This window comes from Flavobacterium sp. Leaf82, assembly GCF_001422725.1.
Lineage (GTDB): Bacteria > Bacteroidota > Bacteroidia > Flavobacteriales > Flavobacteriaceae > Flavobacterium.
Genome location: NZ_LMMA01000001.1, coordinates 702979 through 722771, shown reverse-complemented (window position 1 = coordinate 722771; position 19793 = coordinate 702979). Strand labels below are relative to the sequence as shown.

General features: G+C 34.4%; 22 protein-coding genes and 1 riboswitch. Of the genes, 17 read left to right on the top strand and 5 right to left on the bottom strand.

The window, feature by feature from the left end:
• Window positions 1-24 precede the first annotated feature (24 nt).
• The 5 genes from ASF10_RS03055 to tsf all read left to right on the top strand — a co-directional run bounded on the left by ASF10_RS03055 (window position 25) and on the right by tsf (window position 3939).
• A complete protein-coding gene (locus ASF10_RS03055; RefSeq protein ID WP_056245237.1) occupies window positions 25-837 on the top strand; it encodes a ferritin-like domain-containing protein in 813 nt (270 codons plus the stop codon).
• Between the two features lie 193 nt (window positions 838-1030).
• Complete coding sequence (gene rplM, locus ASF10_RS03050; RefSeq protein WP_056245235.1) at window positions 1031-1486, top strand: 50S ribosomal protein L13; 456 nt, start codon at window positions 1031-1033, stop codon at window positions 1484-1486.
• Entirely contained in the window at window positions 1486-1872 is a 387-nt protein-coding gene (gene rpsI / locus ASF10_RS03045) for a 30S ribosomal protein S9 (RefSeq protein WP_007808909.1), read from the top strand. Before rplM ends, rpsI begins: the two co-directional genes overlap by 1 nt.
• Before the next feature lie 176 nt (window positions 1873-2048).
• The gene (rpsB, locus tag ASF10_RS03040) at window positions 2049-2840 is read left to right on the top strand and encodes a 30S ribosomal protein S2 (RefSeq protein WP_056245232.1); all 792 of its coding nucleotides are present in this window, start codon (window positions 2049-2051) and stop codon (window positions 2838-2840) included.
• A gap of 136 nt (window positions 2841-2976) precedes the next feature.
• On the top strand, window positions 2977-3939 hold the full coding sequence (gene tsf / locus ASF10_RS03035; protein ID WP_055096895.1) for a translation elongation factor Ts: 963 nt from the start codon (window positions 2977-2979) through the stop codon (window positions 3937-3939).
• Between the two features lie 490 nt (window positions 3940-4429).
• On the opposite strand, the gene ASF10_RS03030 is transcribed toward tsf, so the two are convergent.
• Window positions 4430-6547, bottom strand: a complete 2118-nt coding sequence (locus tag ASF10_RS03030) for a M3 family metallopeptidase (protein WP_082472370.1) — start codon at window positions 6545-6547, stop codon at window positions 4430-4432.
• Between the two features lie 181 nt (window positions 6548-6728).
• Between ASF10_RS03030 and ASF10_RS03025 the strand changes: the two genes are divergently transcribed.
• The 12 genes from ASF10_RS03025 (at window position 6729) to ASF10_RS02965 (ending at window position 16658) form a co-directional block, all read left to right on the top strand.
• Window positions 6729-7409, top strand: a complete 681-nt coding sequence (locus ASF10_RS03025) for a queuosine precursor transporter (protein WP_056245228.1) — start codon at window positions 6729-6731, stop codon at window positions 7407-7409.
• Entirely contained in the window at window positions 7406-8047 is a 642-nt protein-coding gene (locus ASF10_RS03020) for a hypothetical protein (RefSeq protein WP_056245225.1), read from the top strand. The genes ASF10_RS03025 and ASF10_RS03020 overlap by 4 nt, the downstream gene beginning before the upstream one ends.
• 142 nt (window positions 8048-8189) lie before the next feature.
• Window positions 8190-8630, top strand: a complete 441-nt coding sequence (locus ASF10_RS03015) for a lipocalin family protein (RefSeq protein ID WP_056245222.1) — start codon at window positions 8190-8192, stop codon at window positions 8628-8630.
• Between the two features lie 70 nt (window positions 8631-8700).
• Window positions 8701-9264, top strand: coding sequence for a DNA-3-methyladenine glycosylase I (locus ASF10_RS03010; RefSeq protein WP_056245218.1), 564 nt, complete (start codon window positions 8701-8703; stop codon window positions 9262-9264).
• A gap of 108 nt (window positions 9265-9372) precedes the next feature.
• Window positions 9373-9470, top strand: a riboswitch (TPP riboswitch).
• An 85-nt stretch (window positions 9471-9555) separates the two neighbouring features.
• Window positions 9556-9762, top strand: a complete 207-nt coding sequence (gene thiS / locus ASF10_RS03005) for a sulfur carrier protein ThiS (RefSeq protein ID WP_056245215.1) — start codon at window positions 9556-9558, stop codon at window positions 9760-9762.
• A 294-nt stretch (window positions 9763-10056) separates the two neighbouring features.
• The gene (gene thiC, locus ASF10_RS02995) at window positions 10057-11880 is read left to right on the top strand and encodes a phosphomethylpyrimidine synthase ThiC (RefSeq protein ID WP_056245594.1); all 1824 of its coding nucleotides are present in this window, start codon (window positions 10057-10059) and stop codon (window positions 11878-11880) included.
• 33 nt (window positions 11881-11913) lie between these two features.
• Window positions 11914-12498: a thiamine phosphate synthase gene (locus ASF10_RS02990; protein WP_056245210.1), complete on the top strand. Its 585-nt coding sequence runs from the start codon at window positions 11914-11916 to the stop codon at window positions 12496-12498.
• Window positions 12471-13226: a hydroxymethylpyrimidine/phosphomethylpyrimidine kinase gene (locus tag ASF10_RS02985; protein ID WP_056245205.1), complete on the top strand. Its 756-nt coding sequence runs from the start codon at window positions 12471-12473 to the stop codon at window positions 13224-13226. Before ASF10_RS02990 ends, ASF10_RS02985 begins: the two co-directional genes overlap by 28 nt.
• Window positions 13216-13854 carry a thiamine phosphate synthase gene (locus ASF10_RS02980; RefSeq protein WP_056245203.1) on the top strand — a complete coding sequence of 213 codons (639 nt, stop codon included), beginning with the start codon at window positions 13216-13218 and terminating at the stop codon, window positions 13852-13854. The genes ASF10_RS02985 and ASF10_RS02980 overlap by 11 nt, the downstream gene beginning before the upstream one ends.
• The gene (locus ASF10_RS02975) at window positions 13835-14611 is read left to right on the top strand and encodes a thiazole synthase (protein WP_056245202.1); all 777 of its coding nucleotides are present in this window, start codon (window positions 13835-13837) and stop codon (window positions 14609-14611) included. The genes ASF10_RS02980 and ASF10_RS02975 overlap by 20 nt, the downstream gene beginning before the upstream one ends.
• Before the next feature lie 149 nt (window positions 14612-14760).
• A complete protein-coding gene (thiH, locus tag ASF10_RS02970) occupies window positions 14761-15888 on the top strand; it encodes a 2-iminoacetate synthase ThiH (protein ID WP_056245199.1) in 1128 nt (375 codons plus the stop codon).
• Between the two features lie 59 nt (window positions 15889-15947).
• The gene (locus ASF10_RS02965) at window positions 15948-16658 is read left to right on the top strand and encodes a HesA/MoeB/ThiF family protein (protein ID WP_056245196.1); all 711 of its coding nucleotides are present in this window, start codon (window positions 15948-15950) and stop codon (window positions 16656-16658) included.
• Here ASF10_RS02965 and ASF10_RS02960 read toward each other — a convergent pair.
• The 4 genes from ASF10_RS02960 to ASF10_RS02945 all read right to left on the bottom strand — a co-directional run bounded on the left by ASF10_RS02960 (window position 16655) and on the right by ASF10_RS02945 (window position 19655).
• The gene (locus ASF10_RS02960; protein WP_056245194.1) at window positions 16655-17449 is read right to left on the bottom strand and encodes an MOSC domain-containing protein; all 795 of its coding nucleotides are present in this window, start codon (window positions 17447-17449) and stop codon (window positions 16655-16657) included. The two genes, ASF10_RS02965 and ASF10_RS02960, sit on opposite strands and share 4 nt — an antisense overlap.
• On the bottom strand, window positions 17433-18089 hold the full coding sequence (aat, locus tag ASF10_RS02955) for a leucyl/phenylalanyl-tRNA--protein transferase (protein WP_056245190.1): 657 nt from the start codon (window positions 18087-18089) through the stop codon (window positions 17433-17435). The genes ASF10_RS02960 and aat overlap by 17 nt, the downstream gene beginning before the upstream one ends.
• Before the next feature lie 287 nt (window positions 18090-18376).
• On the bottom strand, window positions 18377-18748 hold the full coding sequence (locus tag ASF10_RS02950) for a DUF3127 domain-containing protein (RefSeq protein WP_017497965.1): 372 nt from the start codon (window positions 18746-18748) through the stop codon (window positions 18377-18379).
• Between the two features lie 31 nt (window positions 18749-18779).
• Window positions 18780-19655, bottom strand: coding sequence for a flavin reductase family protein (locus ASF10_RS02945; RefSeq protein ID WP_056245187.1), 876 nt, complete (start codon window positions 19653-19655; stop codon window positions 18780-18782).
• Window positions 19656-19793 lie beyond the last annotated feature (138 nt).

Sequence of the window (19793 nt, the reverse complement as noted above, 5' to 3'; positions counted from 1 at the left end):
TTAACTAGCTAAAACTTAGAAATTATGAATATTTTAAAATTTATAGAAACATTTACTGATGATAGCTTAATGAGAAGCACCAGCTCTCGAAGAGATAGTTTTAATCAGTTTGGAAACATAGGAAAAACACTGGCATATGCATCAATCCCATTTGGATTATCAGCTATGGCAAATAAAGCATTAGCAAAAGATATTACTGCAACGCCGGCTACACCTATTGGAGCCTTGCAATTTGCATTAACATTAGAATACCTGGAAAACGAATTCTATGCAATGGCATTAGATTCAGGGGTAATTCCTGCATCTGAAAATGGAGGTCGTGATTTAAAAGTTTTTCAGCAAATAGCAGCGCATGAGTCTAGTCATGTTAAATTTTTAATTGCAGGATTGGGAGGACCAGGAAGCGCAAACTTCGTTGCTAAACCTACTTTTGATTTCACCGTTGGCGGAGCATTTGACCCGTTTAGCAACTATCAAACCTTTTTAGCATTGGCACAAGCTTTTGAAGATACAGGCGTAAGAGCTTATAAAGGTCAGGCAGCAAATTTAATCACAGCACCGGACTTATTAACAGCTGCATTGCAAATTCATTCTGTAGAAGCACGTCATGCATCTGAAGTACGAAGATTAAGAGGATTAAAAGGCTGGATTTCGAATAGTGAACGAGGCACAGGAATGCCTCCTGCAACCCAAGCCGTTTATGATGGCGAGGGAGTAACTGTGCAGGCAGGATTTAATACCTCTGCTGCATTTGGACCTGCTGCAGGCTCAGAAGCTTATGATGAACCACTTACGACACAACAAGTCGTTGACATTGCAAATTTATTTATTGTTTAGTAAAAACAATTCTAAATATTGAACCACCTTCGCGTTATTGTGAAGGTGGTTTTTTTTTATTGTTTTAAATAGAAAACTGATGCCCTGATTTTCAGCAGATAAAATATTCTTTTAAGGTATTTGGTTTTAAAATAATTAATTGTACTTTTGCATCCCCTTTATTGGGGATGGAATGTTTAATTAAAATAATATTATGGACGCATTAAGCTACAAGACAATTTCAGCTAACAAAGCCACTGTAACGAAAGAGTGGATCGTTGTAGACGCTGAAGGTCATAACTTAGGTCGTCTTGCTTCAAAGGTTGCTATGATCTTAAGAGGTAAGTACAAACCAAGTTACACACCGCACGTTGACTGTGGAGATAACGTAATTGTTATCAACTCAGAAAAAATTAACCTTACAGGTACAAAAATGAATGACAAAATTTACATGCGTCATACAGGTTACCCAGGAGGACAAAGAACTTTAACTGCTAAAGTATTGCAATCTAAAAACCCTGCATTATTAGTAGAGAAAGCTGTAAAAGGAATGTTACCTAAAAATAAATTAGGAGCTGAACTTTTTAGAAATCTAAATGTTGTTGTAGGACCTGAGCACAAACAAGGAGCTCAAAAACCTAGAACTGTTAACCTAAACGATCTTAAGTAATGGGAGTTATTCACAAAATCGGTAGAAGAAAAACCGCTGTTGCACGTGTATATGTTTCTGAAGGAACAGGAAAAATCACTGTAAACAAAAAAGAATTCGCAACTTACTTTCCAACTGCAACTTTACAATACAAAGTTTTACAACCAATGTCTATGACAGAAAATGTAAACAACTTTGATGTTAAAGTAAACGTTTACGGAGGTGGTTCAACTGGTCAGGCAGAAGCTGTAAGAATGGCATTAGCACGCGTTATGTGTGAAGTAAATGCTGAAAACAGAGCTATCTTAAAACCAGAAGGTTTATTAACAAGAGATCCAAGAATGGTTGAACGTAAGAAATTCGGTCAGAAGAAAGCTCGTAAGAGATTCCAATTCTCTAAACGTTAATATTACCTGTCTTGTTCAATTAGGACAAGACATGATCAATTATTTATTGAAATTAAAAAACACAGTTGTTGTTGCTCTCCTATCGAGGTAGGAAATAGTTTAGCATCTAAATGTATAAAGCCTGGGAAACCGCCATTTACACATTGCTAATCAACAGAACGTAAACTAGTACAAAAATGGCAAACAAAATAGAAGTAAAAGACTTACTAGAAGCAGGTGTTCACTTTGGACACATGACTAGAAAATGGGATCCAAATATGGCCCCTTACATTTATATGGAGCGTAATGGTATTCACATTATCAATCTATATAAAACTGCAGCTAAAATTGAAGAAGCTAACGAAGCTTTGAAAAAAATCGCTGCATCAGGTAGAAAAATCTTATTCGTAGCTACCAAAAAACAAGCAAAAGACATCGTTGCTGAAAAAGCAAAAGCTGCAAACATGCCTTACATCACTGAAAGATGGCCTGGTGGAATGCTAACTAACTTTGTAACTATCAGAAAGGCAGTTAAAAAAATGTCTTCTATTGATAAAATGAAGAAAGATGGTACTTTCATGACGTTATCTAAAAAAGAGCGTTTGCAAGTTGATCGTCTACGTGCGAAACTAGAGAAAAACTTAGGTTCAATTGCTGACATGTCTAGACTACCAGCTGCATTGTTCGTAGTAGATATCAAAGCTGAACATATCGCAATAAAAGAAGCACAAAAATTAAACATTCCAGTTTTCGCAATGGTTGATACGAATTCTGACCCAAGAGAGGTTGATTACGTTATTCCTGCAAATGATGATGCTTCTAAATCAATTGACAAAATTTTATCTTTAGTTACTGCTGCTGTAATCGACGGTCTTTCTGACAGAGGTTCTGAAAAAGAAACTGAAGCTACAACAGAAGAAGCTACTGCTACTCCTGCTGTAGAAGCTGCACCAGCTGTTGAAGCTGCTGCTCCTGCAACTGAAGAATAAATCAAATTTAAATTCCAAATTTTAAATTCTAAAATCCAAACACAAATTAAAAACGTTATGTTGATAATTTAATAAAATTGGAGTTTAGAATTTAAAAGATGGAATTTTTACTTTTAACATTAAAATTCAAAATATTATGGCAACAATTACTGCTGCAGACGTAAATAAATTAAGACAATCTACAGGTGCCGGAATGATGGACTGTAAAAAAGCTTTAGTTGAGGCTGACGGAGATTTCGATAAAGCTATACAAGTTCTTAGAGAAAAAGGACAAAAAGTTGCTGCTAACCGTTCTGACCGTGAGTCTTCTGAAGGAGCTGCTGTTTCTTTTATCAATGCTGACAATACTAAAGGAGCTATCATCACTTTAAATTGCGAAACTGATTTCGTAGGTAAAAATGAGGCTTTCGTAACTTTAGCTAAAGAATTAGTAGAAAGAGCTATTAACTTCTCTTCTAAAGAAGAATTTTTAGCTTCAGATTTCAACGGAATTACTGTTGCTGAAAAATTAATCGAGCAAACTGGAGTTATCGGAGAAAAAATCGAAATCGGTGGTTTTGAAATTTTAGAAGGTGCTTTCGTTGGATCTTATGTTCACGTTAACAAAATTGCTGCATTAACTGCAATTTCTGCTGCAATTCCTAACGCTGACGTTTTAACTAAAGATGTTTCTATGCAAGTAGCTTCTATGGGAGCTGATACATTATCTTACAAAGATTTTGATCCTGCTTTCGTTGAATCTGAACTTGCTGCTCGTATTGCTGTAATCGAAAAAGATAATGAAGAAGCAAAACGTTTAGGAAAAACTTTAAAAAATGTTCCTAAATATATTTCTTTCTCTCAATTAACTGAAGAAGTTTTAAAACAAGCTGAAGAAGATGCTAAAGCTGAATTAAAAGCTGAAGGTAAACCAGAGCAAATTTGGGACAAAATTATCCCAGGGAAAGTTCAACGTTTTATCTCTGATAACACTACTTTAGATCAAGAGAAAGCTTTGTTAGATCAAAACTTTATCAAAGACGATAGTAAAAAAGTTGGTGATTACGTTAAAGGATACAACGTTGAAATCACAGGTTTCAAAAGAGTTACTTTAGGTTAATATATTATTTCAATATAAAAAAGCCCTGAATATTTATTTATTCAGGGCTTTTTTTGTTTTAATAGTTCGAATAGAACTTGATCAAAGTTTAAAACTTTGAATCCGAGAAGTTTTTTTATAAAACCCTAATTTTAAGTTGATCTGCTCATTTTTTGTCATTTCGACAAAGGAGAAATTTTCCTAAGTAACTCCGCAATAAGAATTCAATCTTTGTCGAGCTTCTTGCGAAGATTTCTCCTTTGTCGAAATGACAATGATTGTGGTTATTTTGCCTAAAAATAATCTTATCTACAATTTTGACATAAAAATTTAACAAAAACCAACAGCTAATCTGGCAAATCGGTTATTCGAATTTATTACTATAATAATGAAAAGAATGTAAAAATCTTTTTAATCCTTAAAATCTGTAGTTAAAACTCAACTCTAAACTTCACAAAAAAATCCCTGCATAAAATACATTATGCAGGGATTTCATTAAAGATTTAATCTACTATTTTTTATCCTTAATCGGAAAATTTCTAGCACGCATTAAAGCATCAGATTTAGGAGCTCTGCCTCTAAAGTTTTCATAAGCTTTCTCCTGATCTATAGTGTTTCCTACACTAAAAACATTATCATAAAGACGTTTAGCAACTTCTTTATCATAAGGCCCTTTTCCTTCTGTAAAAGCTTCATAAGCATCTGCATTGATAACATCAGCCCATAAATAACTGTAGTATCCAGCTGCATATCCATCTCCTGAAAAAATATGTCCGAATTGTGGAATTCTATGACGCATTACAATTTCTGACGGCATATGAAGTGCATCTAAAGTTTCTTTTTCGAATTTATGAGGATCGATAGGAGAAGTCGTTAAATGTAATTTCATATCAATCAAAGAGCTTGAAATAGTTTCTACTGTAGAAAAACCTTCACCAAAAGTAGATGCTTTTTCGATTCTGTCTACTAAAGCTTGTGGTAATGGCTGATTTGTTTTATAATGCAAAGCAAACTTGTTCAATACCTCTGGAGTCGCTAACCAGTGCTCTAATAACTGAGAAGGAAACTCTACGTAATCTCTCGCAACACTCGTTCCCGCTAAACTTGGGTATGTTACATTAGAACATAATCCGTGAAGGGCGTGTCCAAATTCATGAAAAAGAGTTGTAGCGTCTTCCCAGGAAATCAAAACCGGCTCGTTTGCAGTTCCTTTTATAAAATTACAATTATTAGAAACGATAGTAAGAACGTCTCCATCCATTTTTTGTTGATCACGATAAGCATTCATCCATGCACCAGAACGTTTTCCTGTACGCGCATAAGGATCAAAATACCATAATCCAACTACTTTTCCAGTAAGCTTATTACTTACTTCCCAAACACGCACATCCGGATGATATACAGGAACAGTCGTAATTTGTTTAAAACTCAAATTAAATAATTCACCTGCAACCCAAAACATACCTTCACGTAAGTTTTCTAATTGCAAATAAGGCTTAACCTCATTTTGATCTAAATCGTATTTTGCTTTTCTAACTTTTTCAGCGTAGTAACGATAATCCCAAGGTTGAATTTTAAATTTACCTCCTTCAGCATCTACAATTTTTTGCATTTCGGCAACGTCCTGATGTACTTTTTCTACAGCAGGTTCCCAAACTGACATCATCAAATCTATTGTTTTCTTAGGATCTTTTGCCATTTTATTAGACAAACTCCAATCAGCAAAAGTAGGAAAACCTAACAATTTTGCTTTTTGAGTACGCAATTGTAAAATAGAAACTAGAGTTGAATTGTTATCATTTGCATTACCATTATCACCACGTTTCACAAAAATATCAAATGCTTTTTCTCTTAAATCTCTACGTGTTGAGAAAGTTAAAAATGGTTCAATAGACGAACGTGTGTTAGCAATACAACCCATAACATCCAGTTTTCTGCTTTTAGCCTCAGCTATTGCAGCATTTTTCACCTCGGTTGGCAAACCATCAAAATCGCTTTCTGTTTTTAAGGCTACGTATTGGTTGTGTTCTTCTGCCAATAAATTTTGACTGAACTTTGTAAAAAGACTTGCTAATTCCTGATTAATTTTAGCAACTTTTTCTTTATCCTGTACATTTAATTTAGCTCCTTCACGAACAAAATCAGTATAATACAACCAAATTAAACGTTGTTGCTCACTGGTAAGTTTTTTACTTTCTTTTGAGTTATATAAAGTTTCTATTTTAGTAAACAGCTTTTTATTTTGAACAATTTTATCACTAAACTCAGATAATTTTGGAGACATTTCGGTTTCAACTGCATCGAATTCCGGAGTACTTAAAGTAGAACCATAAATTCCGTAAACAGTATAAATTCTGGACATTGTTTTTCCAGAGCGCTCTAAAGCAGCAATAGTATTATCAAAAGTTGGTGCTTTTGGATTATTTACGATAGCATCGATCTCACTTAGTTTTTCCTGAATCGCAAATTGAATTGCAGGTTTAAAATCTGAAACCTTATACTCATTAAAAGCAGGAACTCCACCATAAGGTCCTGTCCATTTTTTAAGCAATGGATTATCGGAAGTCGTTTGTGCGTTGGCCGCGAATAAGGTTGTTCCCATGAGAAAAATTGTCATTAATTTTTTCATTATCATTAATTTGATTTAATATAAAAATATTACATGTTATTGTACCAAATGTAACTAAAAATCAGCATTCAAATGAAAATTTTAACTTTCAGATTCTCTATAAACCATCGTTTAATTTAAAATTATCCTTTAAAAGTTATAGAGAAATAGTTTAAATTTGGGACATCATTTACCAAATCACATGTTTAAAACCAGAAAAGAAATTGTTTTTGTAATATTAGCAGGAATCTTTATAACGAATGCGGTCGTTGCTGAACTTATTGGAGGAAAATTAATTCAAATTGGTCCGTTTGTAATGAGTATTGGTATATTACCCTGGCCAATAGTTTTTTTAACCACAGATTTGATAAATGAATATTTTGGCGAAAAAGGCGTAAAAAAACTATCTCTTATAACGGCGTGTCTTATTGCATATGCTTTTTTAATATTATTTATGGCAATCGTAATTCCTGCTGCAAAAGGAATTAGCCCCGTAAACGACGAGCAATTTCAGGCTGTTTTTGGTCAAAGTATGTGGATAATTGTAGGTAGTTTAATTGCCTTTATGGCTTCTCAGTTAATCGATGTCTGGATATTCTGGTTCTTTAAACGACGAACAGGAGAAAGAAAAATTTGGCTTAGAACAACAGGATCAACTGTAATTTCCCAGTTATTTGATTCCTTTATTGTGTTAGGAATTGCATTTTGGCTACCCGGAAAAATTGATTTTAAAACTTTTATATCTTCTGGTTTAACAGGATATCTTTTTAAGCTTTCAGTGGCCGTTGTATTAACTCCATTAATATATTTAGGTCATCATTTGATTAAAAAGTATCTTGAAGAAGACAAAGCTATAGAGACAAAAGAAGGCACTAACGAATGAAAAATCAAAATTTAATTTTAGTAATTATCCTTTCATTATGTCTTTTTAACTGTAATAAAAATGATCGGGAAAACTTGCTGAAATCAACTACAAGCATTTCTGAGAAAATAAAAGACATTTCAAAAAGCACGGCCGAAACCATAACAGCTGTTACAGATTCGATTGCGAAAACATTTGTTCCAAAGAAAATAAAAAACAACAAGACCATTACAGAAGAAGCAAGTTCTGCAAAAGACAGCACTGAAATAGGAAATCCAGATACTGAAAAACTGAAAGGTTTTAGCTATTTCAAAAAACTACTTTTGACTTGTAAGACAGGAGAAACGTTAACTCAAAAAGAATTAATCGAAGATCATAACATTCCTAAAGAAGGTGTAAAATTAATTAAAAGCATCACTAAAACTGCCGAAGACGAGATTGCCATTAAATGGAAATCGACATGGTTTGTTGAAAAAATTTCTGATGCTAAATTCACAGATGCACGAATGAAAATTAAATTCGAGGCAAACAAAATGTACACCTCAGGAAAAGCAATCGGAATAAAATACAATAAAAAGATTTACAACGATTTAATCATCATCGGGAACTCAGCCTATATTCCTTCTGTAAAAGGATATCACTGGAAAATTGGGAAATAGATTATTTTAAACAAAAAGTCTCATTTTCAATACGTTAATTTCTAGTAAAAATAAACACGAAAAATCCTGCTTAACTTTTGGTTTTAAAGAAAAAGATTTTACTTTTGTTAACGAATTTTTAACAAATAAAATCAACAAAAAAATGAAAAAACTAAGCATTTTATTTTTGTCAGTATTGGCATTAGGATTAGCAAGTGTATCTTGTAGCAGCGACGATGATAACTCAGGATCTATTGAAGGAAAATGGACACCTGTAAAAATGGGAAGCGTTGTAAACGGACAAGAAGTATTAGTTAACATACCTAATGATGGCAAATGTGATAATAATACAATTGAATATATTTCTGGCGGAAAATTCACTGACATTGAATATGAATTCGAAAACAACAAATGTACACCTTTAACTGATAAAGGAACATGGACGTTAAAGGACAATATTTTATCTACAATTTATGATGGTGAAACTGAAGTAAATACAGTAGAAGTTCTGGAATTAACTAAAAGTACTTTAAAAGTAAAATATACTGAAAAAATTGATAATACAAATAGTCTGATTATGATTACTCTTTTAGAAAGAAAATAATAATTATATACATTTATTCAAAACCTCAAACCTAACGGTTTGAGGTTTTTTTATACATTTGAAATAAAAAATGGAACCAATAAGATGCGGCTGGTGTTCTGCCAGCGATTTATATAAAAAATATCATGACGAAGAATGGGGAAAACCCGTTTACGACGATGAGTCATTATTTGAGTTTTTAATATTAGAAACTTTTCAAGCAGGTTTAAGCTGGATTACAATTTTAAATAAAAGAGAAAACTTCAGGGTTGCTTTTGATCATTTTGATTATAAAAAAATAGCCAATTATCCCGAAGAAAAAATCGAAGCATTACTTCAGGATACCGGAATTATCCGTAACAAATTAAAAATTCGTTCAGCTGTTACAAACGCCCAGTCTTTCATGAAAATTCAGGAAGAATTTGGCAGTTTCTCCACGTATATCTGGAAATTCACCAATGGCAAACCCATAAATAACAATCCCAAAACATTAAAAGATGTTCCTGCCACTACTCCACTTTCAGACGAAATAAGTAAAGATTTAAAAAAAAGAGGCTTTAAATTCGTAGGTTCAACCGTAATTTACGCACACATGCAAGCCACCGGAATGGTCAACGATCATATCGAAGATTGCTTTACCAGAAAAGGGAAATAGTCGCAGTTTTTAGTCTCAGTTTTCAATTTTTAAAACCTGATATTTTTAAGTTAAAGACTGAAAACTGCGACTGAAAACTGAAAACTTTAAAAAAAAGATTATATTTGCTTCACACTTTAGGGGTGTCTACAACTTTGTAGGCTGAGATTTTACCCTCTGAACCTGATCTAGTTCATACTAGCGTAGGGAAAAGTAAGATGACTTCTGCGCGCATTTCTATGCGCAATTGTAGCCATTCCTAAGGTATAGATTCACCCAAGTGAATCTTATATAAACCAAAAAAACTAAGGAATGGAACTAAAAATCAATCAACAAACAAAACATTTCAATGCTGAATCGCTTAGCGTTCAATCATTGCTCGATCTCGAAATTCCGCACAAACAAAACGGAATCGCCGTTGCCATCAACAACACCGTTGTTCCAAAAACAAACTGGAGCCAACATCTCGTACACGAAACCGACGAAATCTTAATTATTTCAGCAACACAAGGAGGATAATACGGCTGCCTAAACGGGCTATCCGTTTCAAGTCCGCAGTCGTCAACCCAAAAAATATAGTCTTAGCAAAGCTTCCGTTGGTCGCTTTCCTAATCCTTATTTTTTACGGTTTTCTCCTTTACGGGCTTTTCACTTCTATCCCTGGCAGAAAAACAAATTCCAAGAATTATTTCGATCCTTCGGAACCAAATTCCAATAAAAATACATATAAAAAACACCTGAAAAAAGATGCACTACTTTGCGTCTCTACAGAAAACCTGAAACTTGAAACAAGAAAACTTTAAACTTCCCTTTATGACTACAGAAGAACAAATCTCCAGAACACCTTTTCCTAATTCCAAGAAAGTCTATGTAAAAGGCGAAATTCATCCAATAGAAGTAGCCATGCGCGAAGTAATACTTAGCGACACCAAGCTTTCTAATGGCGGAATCGAGAAAAATCCATCCGTAACAATTTACGACACTTCAGGACCATACACCGATCCTAATATCGAAATTGACATTCGCAAAGGATTACCAAGATTAAGAGAAGAATGGATTTTAAACCGAAATGATGTTGAGATCTTAAACGAAATCACATCAGATTACGGACAAACCCGATTAAAAGATGAAAGCCTAAATCATCTTCGTTTCGAGTATTTACATCAGCCAAAACGTGCCAAAAAAGGCGCCAACGTAACACAATTATACTACGCCAAACAAGGCATTATAACTCCGGAAATGGAATATATCGCGATTCGCGAAAATCAGCGTATCGAATTGTTAAACGAACAAACCAAAGCGATGCGATGCCAACACGACGGACATAGTTTTGGAGCCAACACGCCAAAAAGCAAAATCACACCGGAATTTGTTCGTAGCGAAGTAGCTTGCGGAAGAGCCATTATCCCTAACAACATCAACCATCCTGAAAGTGAACCCATGATTGTTGGACGTAATTTCTTAGTAAAAATAAATGCCAATATTGGTAATAGCGCCGTGACTTCAAGCATCGAAGAAGAAGTAGAAAAAGCCGTTTGGGCTTGCCGTTGGGGAGCTGACACGATTATGGATTTATCGACTGGTAAAAATATCCACGAAACCAGAGAATGGATTATTCGTAATTCTCCGGTTCCAATTGGTACCGTTCCTATTTATCAGGCGTTAGAAAAAGTAAAAGGAATCGCCGAAGATTTAACCTGGGAAGTTTTCCGCGATACTTTAATCGAACAAGCAGAACAAGGTGTTTCGTATTTCACCATTCACGCCGGAGTTTTATTGCGTTACATTCATTTAACCGCAGATCGCGTTACCGGAATCGTTTCTCGTGGCGGATCGATCATGGCGAAATGGTGTTTATTTCATCACAAAGAAAACTTTTTATACACACACTTCGAGGAAATTTGCGAAATCATGAAACAATATGATGTAGCCTTTTCTCTAGGAGATGGTTTACGTCCGGGTTCGATTGCAGATGCTAACGACGCAGCTCAATTTGCCGAACTGGAAACTCTTGGCGAACTAACCAAAATTGCCTGGAAACACGATGTTCAGGTTTTTATAGAAGGTCCGGGTCACGTACCTATGCACATGATTAAAGAAAACATGGACAAACAATTAGAACATTGTCATGAAGCTCCATTTTATACTTTAGGCCCATTAACAACTGATATTGCACCAGGTTACGATCATATTACATCGGCAATTGGAGCCGCCATGATTGGTTGGTACGGTTGCGCTATGTTGTGTTATGTAACACCAAAAGAACATCTTGGCTTACCCAATAAAAAAGATGTAAAAGACGGAGTTATCACGTATAAAATTTCTGCACACGCCGCAGATTTAGCCAAAGGTCATCCTGGAGCACAATATCGCGACAATGCTTTAAGTAAAGCCCGTTTCGAATTCCGTTGGGAAGATCAGTTTAATTTATCGTTAGATCCAGATACTGCAAGAGAATTTCATGATGAAACCCTTCCTGCTGATGGCGCAAAAGTGGCGCATTTCTGTTCGATGTGTGGTCCAAAATTCTGTTCTATGAAAATATCTCAGGAAATTCGTGATGTCGCTGCTGCCGAAAAAGGGATGCAAGAGAAATCAGAAGAGTTTATCGAGCAAGGAAAAGAGATTTATATCTAAGAGAAAATAGAAGAAAGAATAAAGAGAATAGATATGATCGTAATCACAAATCCTTCTGCAATTGCAAACGAAATCAGCATTATTGATTCCTTGTTTAAAGAAGGTTTGTCTTTGCTTCATATTAGGAAACCTGCCTTTACTGTGATTGAAATGACTCAATTTATTGATCAGATAAAACCAGAATATCGCGATCGTTTGGTAATACACCATCATCATCAATTGGCGGAAGATTTTGGAATTAATCGGATTCATTTTTCTGAAAAAGAAAGAAGAAATAGTTCTTTAATTGATTCTGAGAGAAAGATATTTTCAACATCAACACATTCTATTGAGGATTTCAATTCTTTAGAAAATGATTTTGATTATGCTTTTTTAAGTCCTGTTTTTACAAGTATTTCTAAAGAAAATTATCATCCAAAAGCAAACCTTTTTGAAGCTTTAAAATTAAAAACAAACCACAATATAAAAGTCATTGCTTTAGGCGGAATTGATTCAAAAAACATTCAAAAAGCACTTGAAAATGGTTTTGATGATGTAGCTCTTTTAGGAAGTATCTGGAATAGCGAAAAACCAATAAAACAATTCAAATTATGTCAGAAAATCGTCCTTTCGCGCTAAGTATAGCCGGTTTTGATCCAACTGGCGGCGCTGGTGTTTTGGCTGATGTCAAAACATTTGAGCAACATCAGGTTACCGGATTTGCAATTACAACTGCCAATACCATCCAGACCGAAAATAAGTTTGAGACTATTGAATGGACAGATTTGAGTTTTGTAATTAGATCAATTGAAATTTTATTTAAAAGCTATTCTATCAAAACAGTGAAAATTGGAATTGTGCCTTCTTTGCATTATTTAAACCGAATTCTTTCGACTATAAAACTGTTATCTCCAAAAACTCAAATTGTTTGGGATCCGGTTTTAAAATCGACCACGGAATTCGAATTCATGAAAATGAAAGATCAATTGGATCTAAATAAAATTTTATCAAAAGTCGATTTGATTACACCAAATTATAACGAAATAGAAGTTTTGTTTCCGGGATTTATTTCAGAGAAACTTTGGTTACAAAATCAAATTTCAACTTCTGTTTTATTAAAAGGCGGGCATAATTCTTCTGAGATTGGAACGGATCGTTTATTTCTTGAAAATGAAATTATTGATTTATTGCCTTCCAGAAAAAAATGTTTTGAAAAACATGGTTCGGGATGTGTATTGTCATCTGCAATTACAGCAAATTTAGCTTTGAATTACTCCCTTACCGATTCTTGTAAAAATGCTAAAACCTATATTGAAAAATACCTGAGTTCAACTTCAAATTTAATCGGATATCACTATGTACCATAAACTGCAATACATCTCACAAGGAAATACGATCGAAGAACAATTGTACAACATTCATCAGGCATTAGATGCAGGATGCGATTGGGTACAAATGCGATTTAAGGATCAAACTGAAAAAGACACATTTGCATTGGCAGAAGCTGTAAAATTTTTATGCGAAGAATATCTCGCCAATTTTATTGTAAATGACAACCTATATCTCGCTCAGCAAGTTGCTGCAGACGGGGTACATTTAGGACTCACAGATATGAAAATTGATGAAGCCAGAGCCATTTTAGGCAGCACCAAAATAATTGGAGGAACTGCTAATACTTTTGATGATATTAAAAACCATGTAAAAAACGGCTGTGATTATATTGGTCTAGGACCTTTTAGGTTTACCAGTACGAAAGAAAAATTAAGTCCTATTTTAGGATTGTCAGGGTACTTTGAGATTCTTCAAAAAATGAAAAAGGATAAAATACAAATACCCGTTTATGCTATTGGAGGAATCGACTTAAGAGATATAAATCCGTTAATGGAAACCGGAATTCATGGTATTGCAGTTTCGGGAATGATTACAAATAGCGATCAAAAGAAAAAATTAATTCAACAAATAAACGAAAAGTTATATGCAAACGTCATTGTTTAAAATTGGAGATAAAACCTTAACCTCCCGCCTATTTTTAGGAACGGGAAAATTTGGTTCGAACCTTGAAATGGAAGAAGCTATTTTAGCATCAGGAAGTGAGTTGGTGACTGTTGCTTTAAAACGTATCGATTTAGAAACAGAAACTGATGCTATTTTATCGCATTTGCAACATCCCAATATTCATTTGCTACCCAATACTTCTGGAGCAAGAAATGCCAAAGAAGCTGTTTTTGCAGCGCAATTAGCAAGAGAAGCTTTAGAAACAAATTGGCTAAAATTAGAGATTCATCCGGATCCTAAATACTTAATGCCGGATCCTATTGAAACCTTAAAAGCTACGGAAGAACTGGCTAAACTTGGTTTTTTTGTTCTGCCTTATATTCATGCTGATCCTGTTTTATGCAAACATTTAGAGAATGCAGGAACTTCTGCCGTTATGCCTTTGGGTTCACCAATTGGAAGTAATAAAGGTCTTAAAACAATAGATTTCCTCGAGATTATAATAGAACAAAGCAATGTTCCTGTAATTGTAGATGCCGGAATTGGAGCTCCATCTGACGCTGCAAAAGCAATGGAAATTGGTGCCGATGCTGTTTTGGTAAACACCGCAATTGCTGTCGCTGGAAATCCGAAATTAATGGCTGAAGCTTTCAGAGAAGCTGTTATTGCCGGTCGAAAAGCTTTTGAAGCCCGAATTGCGAATCAGCAGAATTATGCTGTGGCTTCTAGTCCTTTGACATCATTTCTTTACGAATAATTTAACCGCAAAGTTCGCAAGGTTTTTTCGCAAAGTTCGCTAAGCTTTGCGAACTTTTAGACAAACATAAAGAACACAAAGCTTAGCGAACTTTGCGTAAATCTTAGCGCACTTTGCGGTAAAAAAACTCGCAGCTAAAACACAATCCAATGAAAACATTCAAATCGGTTTTTGAAAACCATGATTGGGATACTATTCAATCTAAAATATACCAAACCACATCAAAAGATGTAGAACGTTCTTTGTCTAAAACCAAACGAAATCTCGATGATTTTTTGGTTTTGATTTCTCCTGTTGCACAAAATTATCTGGAGCAAATGGCACAAGAATGCCACGAAATAACCAAAAAACGTTTTGGCAAAACGATCCAAATGTATGCACCGCTTTATTTAAGTAACGAATGCCAAAACATTTGCACGTATTGCGGTTTTAGTTTAGACAATAAAATCAAGCGAAAAACCCTTTCTGATTCAGAAATTAAACTTGAAGTGGAAGCTCTAAAAAATCTTGGTTTCGATCATGTTTTATTGGTTACAGGCGAAGCAAATTATACCGTTAACATCAATTATTTCCTGAATGCAATTGCTTTAATTCGAAAAGAATTTTCGATTATTTCGGTTGAAGTTCAGCCACTTTCTACTCAAGATTATGAACGTTTGCATGAAGCAGGTGTTTATTCGGTTTTGGTGTATCAGGAAACCTATCATCAGGAAGTGTATAAAAAGTACCATACAAAAGGTAAAAAATCAAATTTCGATTATCGATTAGAAACTCCTGACAGAATTGGAACAGCTGGAATTCACAAAATAGGTTTAGGCGTTTTATTAGGATTGGAAGACTGGCGAACAGATAGTTTTTTTAATGCTTTGCATCTGGATTATCTTCAAAAAAAATACTGGCAGACTAAATACTCTGTTTCTTTCCCCAGATTACGTCCTGCCGAAGGTATTATCGAACCTAATTTTATTATGGATGATAAAGATCTGACCCAACTTATTTGCGCGTATCGTTTGTGGAATGAAGATCTTGAAATTTCTATTTCGACCCGTGAAAACGAAAAATTTAGAAACAACATTATCCCTATTGGCGTTACAAGTATGAGCGCGGGTTCTAAAACCAATCCGGGTGGTTATGTGGTAGATCCGCAATCTTTGGAACAATTCGAAATCAGCGATGAACGTTCGGCTAAAGAAATCGCACAAATTATAATGAACTCAGGTTACGAACCCGTTTGGAAAGATTGGGACAGAAATTTTATTTCAAATTTTAGATTTTAGATTTCTGATTTTTTAAATCCTACTTCAACAATCTAAAATCAACAATCTAAAATTATTAAATGAGCATCATACAAGAATTCCTTCGCTATAACAGACAAACCATATTACCTGAAATTGGTGACGAAGGACAGGAAAAACTAAAAAAAGCTAAAGTTTTGGTTATTGGCGCCGGAGGTTTAGGCTGTCCGATTCTACAATATATTTCGACTGCCGGAGTTGGCTTTATTGGAATTATCGATTTTGATACTATCGAAATTCATAATTTGCATCGCCAGATTTTATATACCGAAAACGAAATTGGTCAACTGAAAGCTGTTGTTGCCAAAGAAGTTCTTTCAGAATTAAATCCTTTGATAAAAGTTGAAGCTATTACTGAGAAACTGACTTTAGAAAATGCATCAAAAATCATTGAACAATATGATATTGTCGTAGATGGTTCAGACAATTTTACAACGCGTTATTTGGTAAACGATACTTGTGTGACTTTACAAAAACCGTTAGTTTACGGAAGTATTTTAAAATTTGAAGGACAAGTTGCGGTTTTCAATCATAATGGAAGTAAAAATTTACGTGATTTATTTCCTGAAATGCCAGATCCAAAAGATGTGCCTAATTGTAATTTGAATGGTGTTTTAGGAACTTTACCCGGAATTATTGGTACCATGATGGCGCACGAAACTCTTAAGTTAATTCTGGAATTACCTACTTTAAAAAATGAATTGGTACTTTTTAATACCTTAAACTGGAGTTTTACAAAACTGAATTTCTAAAAAATAATTTCATCACCAACATTAATAATACCAGAATTTAAACTCACAATATTTGTCCCGAATAAAACAGAATGATTAACAACTCGATATTTACTTAAGGTTTTAAGAGGTTCTTTTTTTAATTTACCATTTTCAGGATCATTATTCACCATGATACATCTTCCGCAGGGTTTTATATTTTTAAACTGAACTTCTCCAATTTTAAAAGTATCAAAATCATCTTCTTCATGAGGATTCTGGCTGCTTATTACAATATTGGGACGGAATCTTAAAACGGTAATTTTATCTGTTAATTTTTCATTTAGAAAATCCAAGCTTTTAGTTCCAATTAATAAATACGGATATCCATCAGCCAGACTTACATTGAAAATTTCTTTTGATGTAGAACTTTCATGTTTACGGTCTCCAATTCTAATAATTTTAACGAGTTTGCATTCAAATCCCAAGTGTTCACTAAACCATTTTGAAGTGGTGTGATTTACCTCAACGACTTCGCTTTTATCATCCCAAACATTAACATTTAATGAGTTTTCTAGATGTTCATCAATATAAAATTCATGCTTTTGATCCTGAAAAGTAATGCTGATTTTTCCATTTGAAATTTGTGGATAAAACTGACTCATGATTCGGTGTTCTCTTTGAGTTATCATTTGATTTTCACTATCAACCAACATCCATCTGCGGTCATTTTCAAAGCCCATTTCTTGTGCTACGGCATTCTCACAGCTAATTCCGGCTAAACTTTTTATCGGATAGATATAAATCTCTTTTACACTATAAATTGCGCTCATTGTTGTTACTTTTTAATATAGACATAAATTCTTCACGATCGATTTCGCGGCAGCCTAAACTTTCTAAATGCGGATTATAAACCTGACAATCCAAAAGTTTGTAATTCTCTTTTTTTAAATAATTCACCAAAGCAATGAAAGCTGTTTTTGATGCATTTGATACTTTCGAAAACATACTTTCTCCGCAAAAAACATGACCTAAATCGATACCATATAAACCTCCAACTAAAACCTCATCTTGCCAAACTTCAACAGATTTTGCAATTCCCTTTTCATTCAATTTACAATAAGCATCAACCATTTCGTTGGAAATCCAGGTTCCGTTTTGTCCATCACGCGTGATGTTTTTACAATTCGAAATTACGTCTCTAAAGCTTTGATTAAACGTAACTTTAAACTGATTTCTATTCAAGATATTCCGCATACTTTTAGATACAATTAATTCATCCGGAAACAAAACCATTCTTGGATCAGGTGACCACCAAATAATTGGATCTCCTTCATTAAACCAAGGAAAAATTCCGCTTTTGTAAGCTAATTTCAATCTTTCCGGATCTAAGTCGCCACCAATGGCAAGAATTCCTTCTTCATCGGACTCTGAAACTGGAGGAAAAAATAAGTCTTTGATTATGTAGTACATTTTTTAGATAAAATTCCAAATTTCTTAAATATCTGTATTCATATTGTCATTTTGACGAAGGAGAAATCTCCGTAAGAAACTCCGCAACGAAAACCCAATCTTTGTCGAGCTCCTCGCGAAGATTTCTCCTTCGTCGAAATGACAATTATTATGGTTGTTTTGTGTAATAATAAAGTTCCTTACAACCTTGGCATTTGACAAAAACCGAGAGTAAAAACAAAATTCCAAACTCCAATTACATATTTATGAATTGGAATTTGGAATTTAATTTTTGAGATTTAAACTTATTAGAACGGTAAATCGTCTGGTTCGTCTTCGTTTAAATTAGTTGCCGGAGCAAAAGCTTCTGCAGCAGGCATTGGAGGAGTTTGTCCAGGACCTTCTGGTGCTAATCTTTCGATTCTCCAACCTTGAATACTATTGAAATATCTGGTTTCTCCTTGTGGATTAACCCATTCTCTTCCTCTTAAATTGATAGAAACTTTTACTGCCTCACCTTGTTTGTAGCTACTTAATAAATCACATTTATCTTGCGTAAATTCGATCAAAATATGCTGTGGATACTGCTCATCTGTGGTAACAACCAACTCTCTTTTTTTGAATGCAGCACTAACTTGTTGCTCTGGGTTCACCACTTTTACTTTTCCTGTAACTTCCATCTTCTTCTATATTAATTATTGTTTCTGTTCTCTATTTTTTTGCTAAAAGCACTTTCCATGCCGATGAAATATCATCATTGTTCAGGTATTTTTTAGCTTCCAGATGTACCTTTTCCTGATCATCCGAGCTTAATACTCCTTTTACTGAAAAGTTTTCTTTCACAAATATACTAACTTCTTCCTTTGTAGGCAAGGCTTCAATATTACCTAATTTTCCAAGATCATTTCCGTTAAAAACGGGGCTTTCCTTGATATAATTTGGTATAACATCTACACCAACTCCTAATGTTGTCAGGGGTTTTGGCACTTCAAAAAGTCCCTGATTAGATCTTGAATACCAATTACTTCCTAATCTCGAAACCAAGTCTATTTTATGCTGATCAATAGCTCCGTCTTCGTCTAAAACATCTTCGTGAATATGAATTTTGACTACTTCGCAAAGTATCAAATTTCCAGCTCCGCCTTGATCTCCTAACGGAATAATCTGCGTGACTTTGCACTCAAACTGAACGGGCGACTCTTTTACTCGATATGGTTTTACAAAATCTGACGGAATTTGTGTTAATCCTGCTTTTATAAATTCATTTACTCCGTCTCCATATTCAGTGCTTGCTAATGAAGTTTGTTGTACCAAATCATAATTAACTACGTTTATCACAACTTCACGAGTTGCTTCGGCATTGATTAAAGTATGTTTTACGGTATTGTCACGAACACGACGCGCCGGTGAGAAAACTAAAATTGGCGGATTGGCACTAAACACATTAAAGAAACTAAATGGAGACAAATTCGGGATTCCCTTTGCACTAATTGTACTGGCAAATGCAATAGGTCTTGGTCCGACAGCACTTTGCAGATAGCCTTGCAATTTTGCCGTAGTAATTTCTTTAGGATCGATGCTAATCATAAATTTTTTGGTTTTAACCGAATCTCATTTCGGCAAGTACAAAAGTATAGAAATCGTTTTTGCCAAAGAAATAGTTTAGGACTTAAAAACAAAAAAATCTTTTAAAGTCCCACAAAATATTAAATGTGTTTATTTCGT